The 19,182-nt window shown below is 70.6% G+C and carries 18 protein-coding genes and 1 pseudogene; 12 read left to right on the forward strand and 7 right to left on the reverse strand.

Annotated elements, in window-relative coordinates; genetic code table 11:
• Positions 1-30 precede the first annotated feature (30 nt).
• The 3 genes from NBH00_RS10950 to NBH00_RS10960 are packed head-to-tail and all read right to left on the reverse strand — an operon-like array spanning position 31 to position 3,634.
• Positions 31-840 carry an SDR family NAD(P)-dependent oxidoreductase gene (locus NBH00_RS10950; RefSeq protein WP_254573369.1) on the reverse strand — a complete coding sequence of 270 codons (810 nt, stop codon included), beginning with the start codon at positions 838-840 and terminating at the stop codon, positions 31-33.
• Positions 837-2,246 carry a cytochrome P450 gene (locus tag NBH00_RS10955; RefSeq protein ID WP_254573370.1) on the reverse strand — a complete coding sequence of 470 codons (1,410 nt, stop codon included), beginning with the start codon at positions 2,244-2,246 and terminating at the stop codon, positions 837-839. The genes NBH00_RS10950 and NBH00_RS10955 overlap by 4 nt, the downstream gene beginning before the upstream one ends.
• A complete protein-coding gene (locus NBH00_RS10960) occupies positions 2,243-3,634 on the reverse strand; it encodes an ABC1 kinase family protein (protein ID WP_254573371.1) in 1,392 nt (463 codons plus the stop codon). The genes NBH00_RS10955 and NBH00_RS10960 overlap by 4 nt, the downstream gene beginning before the upstream one ends.
• Positions 3,635-3,701: 67 nt before the next feature.
• Here NBH00_RS10960 and NBH00_RS10965 point away from each other — a divergent pair, with 67 nt between their 5' ends.
• Complete coding sequence (locus tag NBH00_RS10965; RefSeq protein ID WP_254573372.1) at positions 3,702-4,331, forward strand: TetR/AcrR family transcriptional regulator; 630 nt, start codon at positions 3,702-3,704, stop codon at positions 4,329-4,331.
• A gap of 51 nt (positions 4,332-4,382) precedes the next feature.
• Here the strand turns inward: NBH00_RS10965 and NBH00_RS10970 are convergent, their stop codons facing one another.
• Positions 4,383-4,571: an ABC transporter permease gene (locus NBH00_RS10970; RefSeq protein WP_254573373.1), complete on the reverse strand. Its 189-nt coding sequence runs from the start codon at positions 4,569-4,571 to the stop codon at positions 4,383-4,385.
• Here NBH00_RS10970 and NBH00_RS25240 point away from each other — a divergent pair.
• The 3 genes from NBH00_RS25240 (at position 4,570) to NBH00_RS10985 (ending at position 6,708) form a co-directional block, all read left to right on the forward strand.
• Entirely contained in the window at positions 4,570-4,905 is a 336-nt protein-coding gene (locus NBH00_RS25240; protein ID WP_302182745.1) for an LLM class flavin-dependent oxidoreductase, read from the forward strand. The genes NBH00_RS10970 and NBH00_RS25240 overlap by 2 nt on opposite strands.
• On the forward strand, positions 4,886-5,224 hold the full coding sequence (locus tag NBH00_RS10980) for a hypothetical protein (protein ID WP_254573375.1): 339 nt from the start codon (positions 4,886-4,888) through the stop codon (positions 5,222-5,224). Before NBH00_RS25240 ends, NBH00_RS10980 begins: the two co-directional genes overlap by 20 nt.
• A 443-nt stretch (positions 5,225-5,667) precedes the next feature.
• A complete protein-coding gene (locus NBH00_RS10985; protein WP_254573376.1) occupies positions 5,668-6,708 on the forward strand; it encodes an adenylate/guanylate cyclase domain-containing protein in 1,041 nt (346 codons plus the stop codon).
• Positions 6,709-7,140: 432 nt separating this feature from the next.
• On the opposite strand, the gene NBH00_RS10990 is transcribed toward NBH00_RS10985, so the two are convergent.
• Entirely contained in the window at positions 7,141-8,664 is a 1,524-nt protein-coding gene (locus NBH00_RS10990) for an MFS transporter (protein ID WP_254573377.1), read from the reverse strand.
• A 200-nt stretch (positions 8,665-8,864) separates the two neighbouring features.
• Between NBH00_RS10990 and NBH00_RS10995 the strand changes: the two genes are divergently transcribed.
• The 5 genes and pseudogenes from NBH00_RS10995 to NBH00_RS25485 all read left to right on the forward strand — a co-directional run.
• On the forward strand, positions 8,865-9,383 hold the full coding sequence (locus NBH00_RS10995; protein WP_254573378.1) for a TetR/AcrR family transcriptional regulator: 519 nt from the start codon (positions 8,865-8,867) through the stop codon (positions 9,381-9,383).
• On the forward strand, positions 9,380-10,867 hold the full coding sequence (locus tag NBH00_RS11000; RefSeq protein ID WP_254573379.1) for a lysylphosphatidylglycerol synthase transmembrane domain-containing protein: 1,488 nt from the start codon (positions 9,380-9,382) through the stop codon (positions 10,865-10,867). Before NBH00_RS10995 ends, NBH00_RS11000 begins: the two co-directional genes overlap by 4 nt.
• Positions 10,864-12,357: a wax ester/triacylglycerol synthase family O-acyltransferase gene (locus tag NBH00_RS11005; protein WP_254573380.1), complete on the forward strand. Its 1,494-nt coding sequence runs from the start codon at positions 10,864-10,866 to the stop codon at positions 12,355-12,357. Before NBH00_RS11000 ends, NBH00_RS11005 begins: the two co-directional genes overlap by 4 nt.
• A gap of 304 nt (positions 12,358-12,661) precedes the next feature.
• Positions 12,662-13,081 (forward strand): hypothetical protein, encoded by a 420-nt coding sequence (locus NBH00_RS11010; RefSeq protein ID WP_254573381.1) that lies wholly within the window; start codon positions 12,662-12,664, stop codon positions 13,079-13,081.
• An 83-nt stretch (positions 13,082-13,164) separates the two neighbouring features.
• Positions 13,165-13,311 (forward strand): annotated as a pseudogene (locus tag NBH00_RS25485) (transposase); the annotation flags it as partial.
• Between the two features lie 126 nt (positions 13,312-13,437).
• Here the strand turns inward: NBH00_RS25485 and NBH00_RS11015 are convergent.
• Positions 13,438-14,859 (reverse strand): MFS transporter, encoded by a 1,422-nt coding sequence (locus tag NBH00_RS11015; RefSeq protein WP_254573382.1) that lies wholly within the window; start codon positions 14,857-14,859, stop codon positions 13,438-13,440.
• Between the two features lie 125 nt (positions 14,860-14,984).
• On the opposite strand from NBH00_RS11015, the gene NBH00_RS11020 reads away from it, so the two are divergent.
• Positions 14,985-15,581 carry a TetR/AcrR family transcriptional regulator gene (locus NBH00_RS11020; RefSeq protein ID WP_254573383.1) on the forward strand — a complete coding sequence of 199 codons (597 nt, stop codon included), beginning with the start codon at positions 14,985-14,987 and terminating at the stop codon, positions 15,579-15,581.
• On the opposite strand, the gene NBH00_RS11025 is transcribed toward NBH00_RS11020, so the two are convergent.
• Complete coding sequence (locus NBH00_RS11025; RefSeq protein WP_254573384.1) at positions 15,554-16,174, reverse strand: hypothetical protein; 621 nt, start codon at positions 16,172-16,174, stop codon at positions 15,554-15,556. The genes NBH00_RS11020 and NBH00_RS11025 overlap by 28 nt on opposite strands.
• A gap of 125 nt (positions 16,175-16,299) precedes the next feature.
• Between NBH00_RS11025 and NBH00_RS11030 the strand changes: the two genes are divergently transcribed.
• Complete coding sequence (locus NBH00_RS11030; RefSeq protein WP_254573385.1) at positions 16,300-16,443, forward strand: hypothetical protein; 144 nt, start codon at positions 16,300-16,302, stop codon at positions 16,441-16,443.
• A 966-nt stretch (positions 16,444-17,409) separates the two neighbouring features.
• Positions 17,410-18,168 carry an SDR family NAD(P)-dependent oxidoreductase gene (locus NBH00_RS11035; protein WP_254573386.1) on the forward strand — a complete coding sequence of 253 codons (759 nt, stop codon included), beginning with the start codon at positions 17,410-17,412 and terminating at the stop codon, positions 18,166-18,168.
• Positions 18,169-19,182: the final 1,014 nt, after the last annotated feature.

Raw genomic sequence — 19,182 nt, forward strand, 5'->3', positions numbered from 1 at the left:
CATGAGGCTCCTCGGGAGTCGGCGGACAGATCAGAGAGCGGTCGCGCGGGCCACGAGGCCGAGCAGGGGCTGCGGGGCGCCGCGAAGCAGCTTGTAGGCCAGGGTTGATTCCAGCCCGACCGGGACCACGTCGCGGTTGCGCTGCACGCAGGAGACGATCGCCTTGGCCACCAGATCCGGTGAATGGCCCATCCGCAGCGTGCGGTCGGCGCGGGACTGCTTCCCGTCCGCCCCGCCTCGGTAGCGCGAGTTCGTGGCGATCGGGGTGCTGATCACCCCGGGGCAGACGACGCTGACCCCGACGCCATGCCGGGCCCAGTCCGCGCGTAGGCACTGCGAGAGCGAGACGACGGCCGCCTTGGAGGCGCAGTAGGCCGCCATCTGCCGGTTCGGGACGTAGGCGGCGCCGGAAGCGACGTTGACCACGTGCCCGCGGCCGCGCTCGGTCATCGCCGGCCCAAACGCGTAACAGCCGTGCGCGACACCGTCCAGGTTGATCGAGCGAAGCCACTCCCAGTCCGCCACCGTGGAGCCGAGGAAGTCGCCGAGCACGCCGACGCCGGCGTTGTTGACGAGGATGTCCAGCGGGCCGTGCTCGCGCTCGACCGAGTCGGCCAGCGCGATCATCGCGGGGGCGTCGGCCACGTCGCAGCGGAGCGCGGCAGCCGGGGCCCCGGCGGCTGAGCACGCTTCTGCGACGCGGCCGGCGGCCTCGTCGTCGATGTCGGCGCAGAGGACCCGCGTGCCCTCGCGGGCGAGCCGCAGCGCGGTCGCCTCGCCGATGCCGCTGCCGGCGCCGGTGATCAGGGCGAGCCCATCGGTGAGCGTGACGCGGGTCATGCGGTCATGGGGACGGTCGCGGTGCGCTGGTGGGCGATCATGCGCACGCCGTTGCGGGGGCGGAGGGTGAGTGTCGCTTCGGGTTGCACGGGGTGTCCGGGGACGACGTCGAAGCGGAAGCGCTGGGCCATCATCGCGGCGATCAGCGTGCCCTCCATCAGGGCGAAGCTCATGCCGATGCACACGCGCTGCCCGGCGCCGAACGGCAGGTAGCAGAAGCGGTGGCGATCTCTGCCGGCGTCGGGCATGAACCGCGACGGGTCGTACGCGCCGGGGTCATCCCACCAGCGGGGGTCGTGGTGGACGGCGTTGACGGGCACGATCATGGTGGAGCCCTTCGGAATGTGATGCCCGTCGATCTCATCGTCCTGGATCGCCGTGCGGGGGATCACCCACACTGGGGAGAAGTAGCGCAGCGCCTCTTGGAAGCAGGCGCTGGTCCAGGGCAGCAGCGGGATGTCCTCGGCGGTCGGTCGGCGCCCGTCGAGGACGTCGTCGATCTCCTGCACCATGCGGTCGCGGTGGCCGGCGTTGAGGCTCAGCAGGTACCACATCCACGCCAGGCCATTGGCGGTGGTCTCGTGTCCGGCGACCATGAACGTGGTGGCTTCGTCGCGGACGCGGGACGCGGTCAGCGAGCCGTCTTCGTCGCGCGCCCGGAGGAGCAGTCCGAGGAGGTCGTTCTCGTCGGTCGGGTTGGCCTCGCGGTCGTGGATGACGTCCCAGATCATGCGGTCGATCGTCTTCATCGTGTGCTGCGCCTGGTCCAGGGGCCAGGGCAGCAGCGGCGCATGGTGCACCAGCTCGCCGAAGAACTTGACCGACCAGGCCGGCGGGGCGGCCACGATGGTGATCCGCGCGGCGATCTCCCCGAGGCGCAGGCCGGTGGTGACCGCCGAGCCGATCTTCTTCGCGACGCTGCCCAGACCACGTCCGAACAAGGCGGCGCCGACGACGTCGAGCGTCAGCTCAGTCATGTCGGCGACCATCTCGATCTCGAACCGGTCGCCTCGGTCCTCCAGTGCCGCGACATACTCGGCGATCGGGTCGATCATCAGGTCGACGACGCCGTTCAGGTGGCGCCGCCCCATGATGGGGTTGAGCATCATCCGGTGACGGCGCCAGGACTCACCGTCGTCGGTGAACAGGCTACGGCCGAGGACGGCGCTGACTAGCTGATACTCGACCGACTTGTGGTAGCGGTCGGCGTGCTGGCGCAGCACATGCTCGATGTAGTCGGGGTGGGTGATCGCGAACACGTGGCGATGACCGCTGCGCCAGCGGACGATGTCGCTGCCGGACGCAGCCTCCGCGATCCGCGTGAAGGACGTCAAGCCCTCCATCAACATCTCCTGCGCGACGCGCGTTCCGCTGATGCGCGGGGTCCTGCGGGTAGCGGTGGTCATGCCACGATCTCCGTTCGGTAGGCAAAGCGTCCCTTGAAGAACTCCGCCTCCAGGCGTCCGAGCTCTGTGACCGGCGCATCCTCGAACAGCCACTCACGCGCGACGTCCAGCCACGTGCCTGTGGCCCGCAGCTGACCGAGCAGGCCGATCAGCAGCATCACCGAGCGGATCAGCACGAAATGCTCGGCAGGCAGGGTCAGCTTTGCGAACGCGTCGTCGCCGCGCATGCTCGTGTAGCGCCGCATCATGTCCGCGGTCTGCGACGCGTCGATCCTCAGCGGCTCTTCGGCCATCAGCCACCCGAAGATTGCCTGGTAGTTCTCCAGGAACGGTGCGGCCAGCTGTGGGTCCGCCGGAAGCGCGCCGAGCTCGCAGACGACCGCCAGCAACGCGTCAGCATCACCGGCGTAGGTCGCGCGGGTGGAGGCCAGCAGCTGCCCGACGTCCTGGTCGCCGAGGTGCTTGAAGAACCCGAAGTCCAGGAACGCGACCCGGCCATCGGGGAGGAAGAGCGTGTTCCCCGGGTGCGGGTCGCCGTTGAGCAGGCGATGGCGCAGCGGCCCGTTCAGGTAGAAGCGGACGAGGATCTCGCCGATGCGGTCCCGGCTGGCCGCCGGGGCGTCGAGCAGGCTCGCGAAGCGGGCGCCGTCGACGAAGTCGCTGACCAGCACCCGCTCGCGGCACATCGAGGTCACGATCCCCGGCACGACGACGAACGGATGTCCGCGGTAGGCGCGGGCCATCTCGCGATGGTTCGAGGCCTCCAGTTCGTAGTCGAGCTCCTCGGTGATGCGCTCACGGATCTCGCAGGCGATCGCGCCCGTGTCGATGCCGGGCGCAATCGCGCTGAGCAGCTTCAGCGCCAGGCGCAGATTCTGCATGTCGGCCTGGATCGCCTCAGCGATGCCCGGATACTGCACCTTGACGGCGACATCCCTTCCGTCGTGAAGGGTGGCGCGGTGCACCTGGCCGATCGAGGCGGCCGCGATCGGCTCAGGATCGATGTCCGCGAAGCTCACCTTCAGCTTCTCGCCCAGGTCGCGCTCGATGACCTTGGTGATCGCCTTGAACGACACGGGATCTGCGCCGTGCTGGAGCGTCGCGAGGATCTCCTGAAACTGCGGGCGCAGCTCCTCCGGCACCAGACCCAGATCGACCGCCGACAGCGTCTGGCCGACCTTCATCGCCGCCCCGCGCATCCCGGCAAACACCTTCACCAGCGCTTCGGCCGACTTCAGCTGCTGACGGCCGGCGGCTTCGCGCCCGCCCGGGGTGCCGCCGACGCTCATCGCTCGCGCCGTCGCCTCCCGCGCGGCCACGTTCGCGGCGACGCCGGTCATCTGCGCAGCCCGGCGCAGTCGCGAGCCCTTGATCTCGTCGCTCTTCACGCGTTGCCTTTCGTAAACGGGTCGCCGATCAGCTGATCGGCGAATGGGACGGTAGCATGTCGTTCATATGATCGGTGAAAAGGCTTCAACTGTGCGGCGGCCGACCCGCGCCGAGCAGCGTGTCATCACTCAGCGGGCGCTCGTCGATGCGGCGGCCGCGTGCCTGGTCGACGCCGGCTACGCGGGTCTGACGACGCGAGCGGTGGCCGCTCGGGCGGGAGTGGCGCAGAGCACGCTCATGCACCACTTCCCGACCCGGGAGGCGCTGCTGACGTCGACGGTCACCGGGATGGCGATGCGACTCGCGGACGACGCGCTCGAGGAGATCGACCTGGCGGCGTTGCGACGTCCAGACCAACGCGAGGCCGTCTTGGACCAGGCATGGCGGCAGTTCACCTCCCCGTTCGCCCTCGGTGCGGCCCAGCTCTGGGTGGCCGCGTGGAACGAGCCCGAACTGGCCGTCACGCTCAGCGAGGTCGAGAAGCGTCTCGGCGGCATCATCCTCGCCACCGCGGCCGCGCTCTTCCCGGTGGAGGCATCCACGCCGCGCTTCGTCGCCCTGATCGACACCGTGGTCTCACTGATGTGCGGCCTCATCACCGCCATCCCGATCTCCGGACAACAGGCCGTCGATGCCCGCTGGTCCGCGATGAAGCCGATCCTGCTCGACGCCGCCACGCTGGTCCTGGGCCAGTAACGCCGCGGGCCTGGAACGACGCGGGAGCCGACTGCGTGCACCCGGCCCGGCTTATCCTCCGATCGGGACGCGTGGGTTGGCGCCCCAGAAGAACTGGGTGCCGAGCATGCCGATGAGATGGACGAAGACGGTGTTCACGACCATCGATTTGGCGGTGGCGGTGGGGGAGCCGACGGGGCCTCCGGTGGCGTTGTAGCCGTAGTCGCGGCCCACCAACACGATCCGCGTGGCCACCACCATGGGCCTTGGCCAGTCTGAACAGCATGTCTGGTGGCCACGGAGCAGACGAGGCCGGCCGGTCAGGCATCGGTGCAGATTTCAGCGGTCGTCTCTGCTGATCACTGGCGGGGGTGGGCTGGCGGAGATCGCCGAATCCGCCCGCATGGCGGAGGAGGCCGGCTTCGCCGGCGCGTGGATGACGGAGTTCTACGACCGCTCGGCCACCGTCTCGCTCGCGGCGATGGCCACCGCCGCGAGCACGATCACGCTGGGCAGCGCGATCGCCTACGCCTTCGGCCGCACGCCGCTGGATCGTCGGCGACTTCGCCGCCGCCGTGAAGGCCGTTCCCGATGAGACGCTCGACACCATCGTCCTCTCCGGCACCCCCGACGAAGTCCGCCAGCGATGCGCCGAGCGCTGGGCCGGCGTCTACGAACACATCCTTCGGTGGCCCCCGGCATTCGCCGGCATGGACGGCGTGCGTGCCGTCATCGACACGTTCGCCCGACCCCGCCCGACCGGTGCATGGGCCGTGGCGAGGGCCGCGACCCATCGCGCCTACGCCACCCGGCTACCCGCCGCCGAGCGCCGGCAGCAGCTGCTGCAGGCCGCCGGGCGCGTGCTCGCCCACGGTGGCTACCCGGCGCTGACGATGGAGGCGGTCGCGCTGTAGGCGGGCGTCACCAAGCCCGTCGTCTAGGCCGCGTTCGCCAACCGCGAAGAGCTCATGGCCTGACTGCTGGAAGCTGAGGGCCAGCGCGTCGTCGCCGAGATCACCGCAGCGATCAGCCCGCCGCCCGGAAAACAGACGAGCGACGACCTCGGCGAGTTCATGGTCGCGGGCCTGCGGCGCGTGCTCCGGCTCGTCCGTCGCCGGCCCCAGCGCTAGCGGCTCATCCTGCTTGCCGTACCCAGCCCAGCGATCGCATATCAGGAGCGACGCTCGCCAGTCCCGTGAAGGAACCGCCACGTGCGCCGCCCGTCATTCCCCGACGCTTCAGCAGGCCGTGACGCGCCACCGACCGCGGCGCGCGCAACTGTCACCGCGGCTGCTCCTCCCCGACCCGTTCCCGTTCCCCCGGGAAGGCTGACCGCAGCCTGGGGGATGATGGCCAGATGCCGAAGGCCGACAGTGGGGCTGCGAGCGACGGGGGTCTCCTGGAGGTGTTGTGGGGGCATCTCGGGCGTCGGGGTGAGGGTGCGCAGAATGCGAGGGGTCGTCTGGAGGCGTTCCGGGCCTGGCGGAGGCGAGGCGCATCGGACCTTGACCACGATGTCGCCGCGCTGTTCGGGCTGATCGCCATGGGACCCTCTGATCTCGGCGGCCTGATGCCGGGGCTCAGGGCGCTGCTGGGGCGTCGGGTGATGCGTGATCTCCCGCGTGATGCGATCTCCACGGTCTTTCAGGCATACGTGCGCGGTGTAGGGCGTATCGCTGCGGCCGAGGCTGAGATCGCCAGAGGCCTGTTGGTCGGTCAGCCGAGCGAGGCGCAAGCGCGGATCCTCGACGAGACGCTTGACGGGCTCGTGCCGCTGGCTTCAAAGGGCTTCGACCTCCTGCACCAGATGCTGCTGCTCGATGCGCTGGTCGAGGTCGTAGCCGGTATCGAGGATCCGGGTGGGGATGATCCGATGGCGATCGCGATGGTGGACCTTGTGGGATCCACCCGCTATCTGACCACGAGCGGCCCTGGTGAGCTCGAGCGTCTGGTCGACGCGCTATTCGAGGCCGGTCAAGCCGCCACGGCGCACCGTTCGGTGCACGTGGTGAAGTACGTCGGTGACGGGTTGTTCGTCGCCGGACGCGACGTGTCAGAGGTCGCCGACGTAGCGTTACAGGTGGTGCGCCGCCTGGAAGAGGTGCTTCCGCTGCGCGCTCGCGGGGGGCTGGCGTGGGGTGCGGTGGTACAGCGGGCCGGTGACGTGTTCGGGCTTCCGATCAACGTTGCGCACATCGCGACGCGGGCCGCTCGTCCCGGCACGGTGCTGGCGACCAGCGAGGCCGCCGCGCTGCTTCCGCCCTCGCGACGCGGCCGCTACCGCACGATCCAGGCTGCGCATCCCGTGCTGGACGGCAAGCGGGTGGCGACCGTACGGGCCGTTGCGTCCACCGACACCGGGCGGGCATCGGGCCCAGCCCCAGCCGGGGGCGACTGAACGGACTCGCAGAGCCCTGCGGTGCGCTGATCGGCTGGCGCTCTGTCCACTGGCACTCAGGAGGGCCGCTGTCCGCGCTCGGCGCAGAATCCACATCCCAGTCGGGGTAGTCGTGTTCGCGGAGGGTGTCTCGACCCGCGGTGCAGCCCGCGAGATCGCGCCTACCGGTGGAGTGCTTGCTCGCCCGCCGCGGGGACTTCGCCGCGTTCAGGGTTGGCGCAGGCGCTGGCCGTGCGGCGCTGACTTCGTGATCGATGGCATGCTCGTCGAGTCCTCACGTCAGGCGCCGGTTCGGAGCAGGACCTCGTCGAGAAGCTGGAGCTCCGGCCCGTGCCACGGTGGTCTGCGAGCGCCTCTGCTGAGCTGCCCTGCCTGGTGGACGGCCTCTTACCAGGGACGGACTCGTGCGAGCCTGTCTCTGGGTGGGCCCCCTCACTTGCGGGTTCGCCCCAGTGGTACCGGCGCGTGGCCTGTCGAAGCGGTTTCTCCGTCGCGTTCCTCTCGCGGCGCTGCAGGGGAGGGCTGAGCGACGGGCTGCCGGGAAGACGGTAGGACGGTCGCCGCGACGAGGAGGCCGATCACGAAGATCGCCGTGGCCCACCAGAACGCGGTGGTGTAGCCGTGGATGGTCGCGGCGTTGCGCAGGTCCGCGTCGCCGGTGTGGCTTGTGGTGTAGCGCGTCACGGCGCTGGCGAAGAGCGTGCTCAGCAGCGCGGTGCCCACGGAGCCGCCGACCTGCTGTGAGGTGTTGACCATCGCGGAGGCGACGCCGGCGTCGTGGCGGTCGACCCCGAGGGTCGCGGTGCCGAACGCGGGCGCGAAGATGCAGCCCATCCCCAGTCCGATGATCAGCAGGCCGGGGAGCACGTGGCCGATGTATCCCGCGTCGGGGGTTAGCCGCGTGAACGTGAGCATCGCCACGATGCTGAGGGCCATGCCGGTGGTGATCAGCGCCTTGACGCCGAAGCGGTCAAGCAGCTTGGTCTGCACGATCGCGGCGCTGAGGATGATCATGCCCGTCATCGGCAAGAACGCCAGCCCGGATCTCAGTGGGGCGAAGCCGAGGTTCTGCTGCATGTAGAAGGTGAGGAACAGGAAGACGCCGAAGACCCCGGAGCCCGACAGGGCGATCGTGGCGTAGGCGCCGCCGCGCGCACGGTCCCAGACGATGTGCATCGGCAGCAGCGGATCGCTCGTGCGGCGCTCGATCCGCACGAAGAGGGCCATCAGCACGACGCTGACGGCGATCGCGATGATCGTGATCGGGGCCGTCCACGAGTGTGTCTCGGCGTTGGAGAAGCCGTACACCAGCAGGAAGAGTCCGGCGGACGCGATGAGCACGCCGGGCACGTCGATCCGCGGGCGCTCGGGGTGGCCCTGGTTGACGAGCAGCCGTACCGCGAAAACGGCAGCGGGGACGGCGATCACAAGATTGACGTACAGGCACCACCGCCACGACAACGTCTGCGTCAGCGCCCCGCCGAGGATCAGGCCGATCGAGGCGCCGCCCCCGGCGATCGCCCCGAAGATCCCGAATGCCTTGGACCGATCGGGCGAGCCCTCGAATGTCACCGTCAACAGCGAGAGCGCCGCGGGCGCCAGCAGCGCTCCGAAGGCTCCCTGCAGCGCACGCGCCGCGACCAGCACGCCGAAGGACTGCGCCAGGCCGCCGAGCGCCGACGCGACCGCGAAGCCGATCAGCCCGGCGATGAACGTCCACTTGCGCCCAAACAGATCCCCGAGCTTGCCGCCCAGCAGCAGCAAGCTCCCAAACGCCAGCGCATAGGCCGTAATGACCCACTGCCGGCTGTCGGTGGAGAACCCAAGCGCCCGCTGCGCGGAAGGCAGCGCAATGTTTACGATCGTCGCGTCCAGCACGACCATCAACTGGGCGACGCCCAACAGCGCAAGGACCGCCCACCGGCTGGGTTCAGAATCCGGACGCAGCCTCAGCATCTACGGGCCCCGAGCCTCGCGGCCCACGAAACGGACTGGCAAGTTCGCACTTCAGGTAATATACGGACTTGATAGTCCGTATGACTTGCGACGCTGGTACCGCCACGGTGATCCACCCTTCCTCCCTTCCCCGATCACAGGTCCCCGGTTCGGCGGCGGTGCGCCCTCTCCGCGCCGACGCGGTGCGGAACCGTGCCAGCGTGGTGTCTGCCGCGGCTGCGGTGTTCGGCGATGGTGGCCTGGATGCGAGCATCGACGAGGTCGCCGCGCGAGCGGGCGTGGGGAAGGCGACGATCTACCGCAGCTTCCCCACCAAGGAGCACCTGGTTGCTGCGGTGGCGTGTGAGCGTCTGCAAGGGATTGCGCGGCTGGCGGAGCAGGCGCTTCGAGCGCCGGACGCGTGGGCGGCGTTCGGCGAGCTTCTTGGGGCGATGGCGCAGACGCAGGCCACGGACCGGATCCTCGGCGGGGCGCTGGCCTCGGCGTGCGAACTGCCAGAGCTGAGCGCGGCGCGCCAGTCCGTGCTCGCGGCGATCGAGCGGGTGATGCACAGGGCCCAGGAGCAGGGTGCGATGCGGCCTGATGCGACGGTGCAGGAGGTTCGCGTGATGTTCGCCGGGGTCGCGCACGTGCTCAACCAGGCCGATGAGCACGATGCCGCGGTCTGGCGCCGGTACGCCGGCCTGATCGCCGACGGTCTGCGAAGCGTGGGGCAGTGACGCCCGCGGGCGCTCTGGCGGCCGTGCGCGGTGTGCCCGAGCGGTTCGCCGACGTCCGCGCCATCGTTGCCGACATCCGACCTTCCGATTCGGCCGCCCATCGGGGGCGGCGGCTGGCCTGGCGCTGGTTGAGCATGGCCGTCGTGGCCGCCGCCGCCGCGTTTGCCGTGGTTCACGCCGTTGTGTTTGCCGGTGCGCTGCATCACGCGTTGCGCGACGGCTGGCCATGGGTGATCGCCGCGATCGCGCTCGAGGCCGGCTCGCTCGCCGGGTACGTGACGCTGCTGCACGGGTTGGTCAGCTCCGCCAGCCCGCGGCTACGCAGGCGTGACTCCTACGACATCGCCCTGGCCGGCGCGGCAGCGATGCGCCTGCTGCCGACCGCCGGGCTCGGCGGCGCCGCTGTCACGCTGTGGGCGCTGCGCGCTCACGGCCTGCGCGGCCGCCACATCGGCGAGCGGCTGATCGTGTTTCTCGCCGTCCAGTACGCGGTGTTCATGGCCGCATTGGTCCTGTCGGGGGTCGCGGTGGCGACGGGCGTAGCGGCGCCGCCAAGTGGCTCGGCGCTCGGTGTGCTGGGTGTGGTTCTCGGCCTGGCCGTGACGGGAGCGGCCGTCCTTCTGCTTGCGGGCCCCAGCGTGCTCGTCCGGACGCTGGTCACGCTCAGCGGCAGGCCCGGCGCGATCGGGCGGATAGCTGGAGGTGCGGCGGCCGGGGGACCGGTGATGCACGGCGCGCTCGGCCAGGTTCTGGTGTTGATCCGCCGGCCGCGGCCGGTGTTGCTCGGCGCCCTCGCCTACTGGCTGCTGGACGTGGCCGTGCTCTACGCGATGCTTGGCGCCTTCGGGGCACGACCTGCCCCGGCGGTCGTCGTGCTGGCGTACTTCCTGGGCACGATGGCCAACCTCATCCCCCTGCCCGGCAGCCTGAGTGCAGGACTGGTCGGTGCGCAGGTCGCCCTCGGAGGGCCCGCGGGCCCGGTGCTGGCCGCCGTTCTGGCCTATCGCGCGGTCGCGATCTGGCTCCCAGCCGCGGTCGGACTGCTCTCGATCCAGTCGCTGCGGCGCTCGGTCGACCGCTGGCGGAAGGAGACCGCTCATCAGAACTCCCAGCCCGAAGGCGGTGACGTTCACGAGCGCGGCGCAAGCAAGGGCACCGCGAACATCAGCTTCGGCTCGGAGAGCATTCGCGGCTCAGCGGCGGCGCGAAGCACCGAACACGATCCGGGCCAGGCCCCATGTCGGGACGTGATGGTGCTGGCGTACCACACGGCGCTCGGCGCCCGCGACAGGGAGCAAACGTGCGCCGCGGACTTGGCTCCCGTAGCGCACGGGAGATGCCCCGCATCACCGGCAGGCATGGCCTTACCGCGTCACCACAGCGCCCCCGACCCTCGACTCACGGAAGCCCCGATGCCTGGAGACGAGAAGTACGCAGTGATCCCCGTCCCGCTCACCCTGCGCCGCGAACGGGGTGAGCGGTGAGCGCCGGGGACGTCCACGGGCAGCGGCTGTCGGCGATCGACTCCTCGTTCCTGCGGCTTGAGTCCGAGCACGCGCTGATGCACATCGGGTGGAGCGCCGTGTTCTCCGTGCCGTTAGGTGCCGAGCGCCCGACGGTGCATGCATTGCGTACCCGCGCGGCCGCGCGCCTGCACTGGGTTCCGCGTTGCCGCCAGCGGCTGTGTCCCTCGCCGCTTGGGGGCATCGGCGAGCCCCGCTGGGTGGACGACACCCGCTTTGACCTCACCGAGCATCTGCTCACGCTCCCCGACCCGGATCGGCCGGTGAGCCAGGAGAGCTTCGCGCGAGTGCGTGACGCGCTGCTCGGCGAGCCGTTGGATCGCTCGCGTCCGCTGTGGCAGATCATGCTCATCCCCCGGCTGGAGGACGGCCGCGTCGGGATCCTCGGCCGCGTGCATCACGCGATGGCCGACGGGACCGCGGCCCTGCTGATCGCCGGCCTGCTGCTCGACAGCGCTGAAGTCCCGGCTGGTCAGCCGCCCGTGTGGCTGCCCCAGAGCCCGCCCCGCGCGGCCCGCTGGGTCGCCGACCCCTTCGCGGACAGCGTCCGGCTTACCGCCGGTGCGCTCGCCGGCGGCTCGCGGGCGGTCCGCTCCCCACGGAGGAGTTTGCGCGAAGGCTTGCGCGGCGCCGGTTCCCTCACTGCGGCGCTGCGCGAAGACGTCCTCGCCCGCGCCCATGACTGCTCGCTGAACACCCCCAACGGGCCGCGGCGCACCCTCATCGGCTGCCGCTTCCCGATCGACGAGCTGCGCGCGGTCCGCACCGGTGGCGGCGGCATGCTGAACGACGTGGCCCTGGCGATGGTCAGCGGCGCCCTGCGGAGCATGGCCCAACGCCACGGCGAGCCGACGCACTCGCTAAAGGCGATGATCCCGGTCAGCGTCCGCCTTCCGCACGAGCACGCTCAACTCGGCAACCGGATCTCTCAGATGCTCATCCGGCTGCCGCTGCACCTGGAGCACCCGCTGGACCGGCTGCACGCCGTACGCGAGCAGACCGAGCACCACAAGCACACCGAGCGCGCACAGGCTCACCAGATCCTGGCAGGCGGCCTGGGGCTCCTGCAGGGCCCCGCCCGCGACGCGCTGCTGCGGCTCGTCGTCTCGCCACGCACCTACAACCTCGTGGTGTCGAACGTCCGCGGGCCCCGTACGCCGCTGCACCTGCTCGGCGCCCGCCTCGACGAGCTCTACCCCGTCGTGCCGATCGGGCACGCCCACGCACTGGCGGTCGGCATGTTCTCCCACGGCGAGCACCTGCATGTCGGCCTGCACGCTGACCCCGACGCGCTCCCGCACGTCAGCGAGCTGCCCGACCTGCTCGCCGACGAGCTCCGCACCCTCACCGCGAGTGCACCCGGCCCGGACGCGAACCCCCGTGCGCGCAGACCGGCCGGTGCTGACCACGAACCCCGAACGCTCCGTCGGCACCCGCCCCGCACCACCTGAGCAACGACCCGTCTCCGCGGCGCGTTCTGTGACCGGGCACGCCACAGCACCACCTGCGCGGACCACGGGCAGGCCCCCGCGGGGGATCTCGCATCCTCTGAGCCAGGCTGTCTGACGAAATCCGCCTGGCTCACACAGCTGCCCGCGCGCCCCCCGCGGCCGGGCGACTGACGAGCAGCGCCTGGATCAGTGTCGGCGTCAGAGGCATCGCGATGCCGCTGACGCCGACCACGTTGCTCAGCGTCAACGCGCCAGGTCTGGTGGCGGTCTTGACGCGGGACGCAGGGGGACTAGCGTCGTGACGATGCCGTTGTACATGTGGACCGGTGTGAGCGTGATCGCGGCGACGACGTTGCTGTGCTTGCTGGTTCGTCCACGCGTGGTGTCGCCCTGGTGGGCGAGCGCCGTAGTGCGGTGGCTGCAGCGGGGAATGGTGCTCAGCCTCGCCGCCAGCGGCCTGTTGCTGCTGATCGCGTGGGTGACGCCGGTCGGGGTCGCCCGCGTGGCGTGTCCGGCGGCGGTGGCCGCGGCCGCCGCCGAGGCATGCTGGATGCTGTTGCTGTGGATCGGCTGCCCGCCGCCTGAGGACGGCGACGACGACGGCCCGGGGCCGGATGAGCCCGGTCCGTCGGGCCCCGACGGACCACTGCTTCCCTGGGAGGAATTCGATCGCGTCCGCGGTGAATGGCAGCGCCCATCACGCTCCCGCACACTCGCTCGATGAGCTGACTCTCGGGCAGGTGTGCTCATCGATGCCGCGTCAGGGCACCCAGGGCATCACCGAGAACGGCCGAGCGCGGGTGCGGCGTGCTGACGGCGGCCGGGATGATCAGCGAGAACGCCGGCATCTACCGGTTCTCCAGCCACGCGAAGCTCGCTCGTCTGGCCGGATCGGCGCCGATCCTGGCTTCCTCCGGTCGTACCGACCGCCACCGCTTGGCCAAAGGCGGCAACCGCCAGCCTCGCGCGTACGCCGATCCGCGGCCGTGCCGCTGGGCTTGGAGCGGCGGGCACGAGCGCGCTGGGGGCGTGCGTCCGACCGAGGAGATGACCCTTGAACCGGTGACGCGGTGCCTGACGTCAGGCGACCTGCGCGGCGACGTGGTCGAGCTCGGCTTCGCCGATCGCCCGTGCCTCCGCCTCGGAGCCCGGCCGCGTGCGGCCGGGGATGAGCAGGCCGCAGGCGAAGGCGAGCAGCGCGGCGGCGGCCGACATCGCGTAGGCGGTGGTGTAGGCGGAATCCCGCGGGAGCGACGAGCCGGCGATGGTGATGGAGACCAGGAGGGTGGCGGAGAGCTGTCCGCCGAGCGATGAGCCGACCGAGCGGGCGATGGTGTTCACGCCGGTCGCCTCCCCGGTGCGCGATGGGTGCACGGCTTCCACGATGAGGTTCGGCATGGCGGCGAACGCGAATCCGATGCCGGTGCCGAGGAAGACCATCGAGATCGCGACCTGTAGCCATGTCGCGTGGAGGACGGCGAGCAGCGCCAGCCCGAACGCGGTGACCAGACAGCCGACGAGGAGCGACGCCTTCGGGCCGCGTCGCGCCGTGAGCCGGGCCGACGGCAGGCCCGCGATCAGCATCATCATCGTGGACGGGAGCAGCAGCAGGCCGCCGCGGGTCGCGTTGTAGCCGAACCCGTACCCGGTGGAGGTCGACGCTTGCGCCATCTGGGGGATCAGCAGGAAGGAGCCGAACATGCCGAAGCCGACGAAGACGGCGGTGAGGTTGGTCGTCCACACCGGGCGCTCGGCGAGCAGTCGCATGTTGATCAGGGGGTCTTCGCGACGTAGCTCGAACCGGACGAACACGCCGAGCACGGCGAGGCCGGCCACGAACAGGCCGATGGTGCGCGCGCTGCCCCACCCCCAGGTGTTGGCTTGGGAGATCGCGATCAGCGGCGCGGCGAGCCCGACGGAGAAGATCGCCCCGCCGGCCCAGTCCACGGACGCCTGCGTGTGGACCGGGGACTCGGGGACCAGGACGATCGTGGCTGCCATCGCGATGAGCGTCAGCACGAGCGAGAGCCAGAAGAGGTCGTGGAAGGAGGCGTGGTCGACGATCAGTCCGCCGAGGACGAGGGCGATCCCGCCGCCGATCCCGAGGATGGCGCTGACCAGTCCGATGCTGCCGGGCACCTTCTCGCGCGGGAACTCGTCGCGGATGATCCCGAACGCGAGCGGGAAGAGGCCGCCGGCGGCCCCCTGGACCACGCGGCCGGCGATCAGCACGTTGATCGATTGCGAGAGCGCGCAGATCAGCGAGCCGGCCGCGAACAGGCCGAGCACGAGAACCAGGACGCGTTTCTTGCCGACGATGTCCCCGAGCCGCCCGAGCAGGCCGGTGGCGATCGAGGCGGAGACGAGGTAGCCGGTGAGGATCCACGCCGCGGAGGACGATGACGCGCCGAGCTCACGCTCGATCGGCTCGATCGCCGGGATCACCGCGGTCTGCGACATCGAATACGTCAGCACCGCGAGGCACAGAACGCTGAGGGTCATGGTCGGTGAGCTGCGTTCGGCGCGCATGGCCGCCAAGCTACCAAAAGCGGAGTTCAGATTCCGCTTGCGTGGGAGATCGGCGGTACGCTTCGGTGATACCTGGCGCGACCGACTCCCCCCGACCGTTGCGCGCGGACGCGGCGCGCAACCGTGCGCGTATCGTCGCGGCCGCCCGCGAGGCGTTCGCCGAGACGGGGATCGATGTCGGGGTCGAGGAGATCGCCCGGCGGGCCGGCGTGGGGATGGGGACCCTGTACCGCCGCTTCCCGACCAAGGAGTCCCTCGTGCTGGCGATCTTCGAGGAGCACGTCGATGCCCTGGCCGTGTATGCCGCCGAGGTCGCCTCGCTTCAGCCGCTGCCTGCGCTGGAGGCGTACATGCTGAGGGCCTGTCAGGAGATGGACGCCGACCGCGGGCTCATGCACCTGCTGGCCGACCATGGCCGCCCGGACCTGGAGCTCCGCCTCGGCCTGGACGGGCTCCGGCGGCGTTCGGGCGAGATCCTGGAACCGCTGGTCACCCGCGCCCGCGAGGCCGGCGTGGTCCGCGCCGACCTGAGCACCGGCGACGTGGCGGTCCTGCTGCGCATGCTCGCCGTGGCCATCCCCACCGAGCCGCAGCCCGGCGACCACGACCGCGCCCACTTCCTCGAGCTCGTGCTGGGCGGCCTACGCCACCAGGATGCCCGCGCGTCTCATGCTCGTGGTCGGCAGGGGTGGTAGCTGCGGAGGACGCGGCCGTCGCGCAGCGTCGCGCGGATGACGAGCCGGGCGCTCAGACGGCGGACCCCGCGCAGGTCGACGGTCACCGAGACACTCCGGCCCGTGTGGCGGGCTGCGAGCCTGCGTCCCCGGAGCGTCGCCGTGGCGCTTTGCAGGACTCCGCCGCGTGGCAGCCGGAGCGTTGCGGTGAAGCGGCGTCGACTCGAGCAGTCGAGCCGCTGTGGCCACACCTTCGGATCGACGCGGAGCACGTTGAAGCCCGAGGCGCCGTCCGAATACCAGATCTCGTGACGGTCCTCGGCGAAGGCGGGCTGGGACATCGCGAAGTCGCTGGCCATCAGGAAGTTCTCCGCGCGCGCGACGGTGGGCGCGACGTAGTAGGCGATCTCCTTCGGAGCGGTGAGGCTCGAGATGTCGAACACGCGCAGGCCGGAGGCGATGAACGAGCACGCGACGACGGTGGGATCCACGCGGGTGGGGATGTTGCAGTAGTGCGCGGCGTACCCCTGCAGCGGGCTCGCGGCGCCGGGGTCCCCCTTCGTGGCGGCGTGCTCGGCGGCCTGGTTGACCTGGAGGCGCAGGTTCGAGATCACCCGCGGCCTTCGCTCGTGGGAGATGTCGATGATACGCCCGGCCCCGACGGCGTCCGGTGATCCGCTGCCGAGGGTACCGGCCGTGTATTCGTCGAACTCGAAGGACGTAGCGCTTGCCGTCCCGGGTGAAGGGGATCGCGTTCTGGGGGATCGACGCCGAGGCCCAGGTCAGGCGGCTGATCTCGCGGACCTGCGGCTTCGGCTTGCGGGCCTGGATCTCGCTGGTGTCGAGGATCGCCATGTCGCCGCCGGTCGGGTCGGCGATGTAGGCGCGGTTGCCGTCGTCGCTGAGGGACATCCCGTGGGAGAGGACGTTGCCCTGCCACAGGTCGTGCGGGTGCTTGGGGTCCGTCACGTCGATCGCCGTGATCGCCTGCACGGCGGTGCCGGTCGCGTAGAACGTCCTGCCGTCCGGCGAGAAGCCGCTCTCGTGACCGAAGCGGGCGAGCAGCCCCGTGGACTGCAGCTTCGGGTGGCGGCAGTCCGCGTGGGCGTCGTAGATCGACACGAGGCCCGGGTAGGTCGCGGGGTTCCCCACCACGGCGGCGATCAGGCCGCGCTTGACGTTGAGGTTCAGCGACTCGTGCGGGGAGAGCATCGGCAACTCGGTGAGGGTGTCGGTCTGCATCGGGTGCGCCGGGTCGGACATGTCCAGGACGACGACGCCGGTCGAGGTGGAATCGAGCTTCAGCGCGTTGACGGGGAACAGCAGTGCGGTGTCGTAGTACGCGCACTCGTTGGCCTTGTGGGTCCACGTAACGCAGCACCTTGAAGCCGCCCGATGTCCCCTGGTGCGACACGAGGGTCATGTTGCAGCGCAGGGCGGTGTCGGCGGCGTGGGCGGGAACGCGCCCCTGGATGTCCGGCTCGGGCCTGGATCCGGGCCCGCAGGTTGCCCGCGGGGTGGCGACGAGCGGCGGCTCCGGGTTGTGCTGCTTGGCCGGGGTCCCGGCGACCTACGCCGCTCCGGCGATCCTCGTGTACCACGCCGTATGGCGCTGGGTTGAGAGCGACGGCTTCGCTTGGCCCCAGCGCGACGGCGCTCGCCACCGTGGCGTTGCTGCGGCTGCGGCGGTCCTTGCGCGAGCCGGTGGTCCTGCGAGACGGAACGGCCGCCCCGGGTGTGACCGGCTCGCGGGGCCGTTCCGGCCGACCGCGGGATACCCCGGCGGTCGAGTCCCGCCCGTGATCGTAGCGCGGTTGACCGGACGCGTCGCGGGGTACCACGACGGGCCATGACACAGCTCTACGGGACACGGGTGCTCATAACCGGCGGGACGACGGGCCTCGGGTTCGCGATGGCCAGGGCCTTGGCGCGAGAGGGTGCAGCCGTGGTGCTGACGGGTCGGAGGTCGGACACCGCCCGCGCGGCGGCGGCCGACCTGGACGGTGACGTCGCAGCGGTGGTGATGGACGTGCGCGAGGAGGCATCGGTCGCCTCCGCGGTCGCCGAGGCGACCGATCGCCTCGGCGGTATCGACATGCTCGTGAACAATGCGGGGATCGGGATGCGGACGTTCAACCCACGATTCCTCACGGATCCCGAGCCGTTCTGGACGGTGCCGGTAGACGGCTTTCGCGCGGTGATCGAGACGAACCTCACCGGTTACTTCCTCGTCGCCCGGGCCGTGGTGCCGCAGATGCTCGCCGGCGGCGGAGGGCGCATCGTCAACGTTTCGATGAACCATTCCACGATGAACCGTAAGGGCTTCGTTCCGTATGGGCCGTCCCGGGCCGGGGCTGAGGCGCTCTCGCGGATCATGGCGGCCGACCTCGAGGGCACGAACGTTTCGGTCAACCTGCTGCTGCCCGGCGGGGCCACGGCCACCGGGATGATCCCCGATGAGCTCACTCGCGAGGCCCGCGACGCCCTGCTCGATCCCGACGTGATGGGCCCGCCTGTCGTGTGGCTTGCCTCCCCGGAAGCGCGTGGGGTGCACGACGAGCGGATCGTCGCGGCGGACTTCGAGGCATGGGTGAGGGAGCGCAGTTGACGACCTCGCCGGATTGCTGCGCAGACGACTCGGCCTCATCACGCTCTGGTGGCGCTCGACGAGGGGCCGGACCGGGCCTGGCGTCGACGCGCACGCGCCCTGCTGGTCACCGGTGTCATCCGCCTGGGGCTGTTGGGCCGTCACGACTGCGCACGAGCGAGTCACTCGTCGACTTGGGCCCGGCTCGCCGACGAGTTGTATGGCGCGGTGAGCGCCACACTCGCCGGCGTCGGGGTCCACGATGTTTCGTCGCCGTTGGCGCCATGTAGGAGGTAGAGCACGGTTCGCGGGCGGGTGGGCGCAGCGTCGTAGCCGACCGGGACGATCATGCGGGCTTCGTGATGCCACCCGTCGCGGGAGAGTCGATCGTCAGCTCATGCAGCCGCGGCGATCTCGACGCCCGAGAGGAGGCGCGGCGCTGTGGGTCCTGCGGTCGCCGGCGCCGCCCCGGGGGCTGTCACCGCGAGCGCGATGGCCACCAGCACGGCCACAGCCCGGCCACAGCCCGGCCCGTGCGGTCGAACGTAGTCCTCGGTGGTGTGGGGACCGACCCGCGGCGGCCCCGAGATACCGACGCGACGCTCGACGCCACCATGCCTGGGCGCGAGTCGATCGCGATGCGCGCAGTCGCGGCGGCAGTGCCGCGGCGTGCGCTTGGATCGAGTCCCGGGAGAACGCCGACGCGGCGATGGCGATGCCGAACGACGCGCGCGAGTCAGGTCGTTCACGGCCGATGCCGCTTTGCCTCGCCGCGGGCACCGATTCCCTCGATGTCGGGATGTCCGGGCCGGTCGAGGGGCCCGAGGGCGCTGATGAGGAACCGTGAGGTGACGACGCCGTCGTTGGTATGCGCGCCAGAGATGTCTGCTCTCGTCGAAGGTTGCCTTCTCGACGACCGTGTTCAGGCGCAGATGCCGGCGCAGGTCGTACGTCTCCACGCAGCGCTCGGCGTAGGTCTCATATCAGCTCGTTGCCTGCAGCGAAGAGCCGTGACCATCGGGGATTCCGGGATCG

It is taken from the genome of Paraconexibacter antarcticus (assembly GCF_024220175.1).
Classification (GTDB): domain Bacteria; phylum Actinomycetota; class Thermoleophilia; order Solirubrobacterales; family Solirubrobacteraceae; genus Paraconexibacter; species Paraconexibacter antarcticus.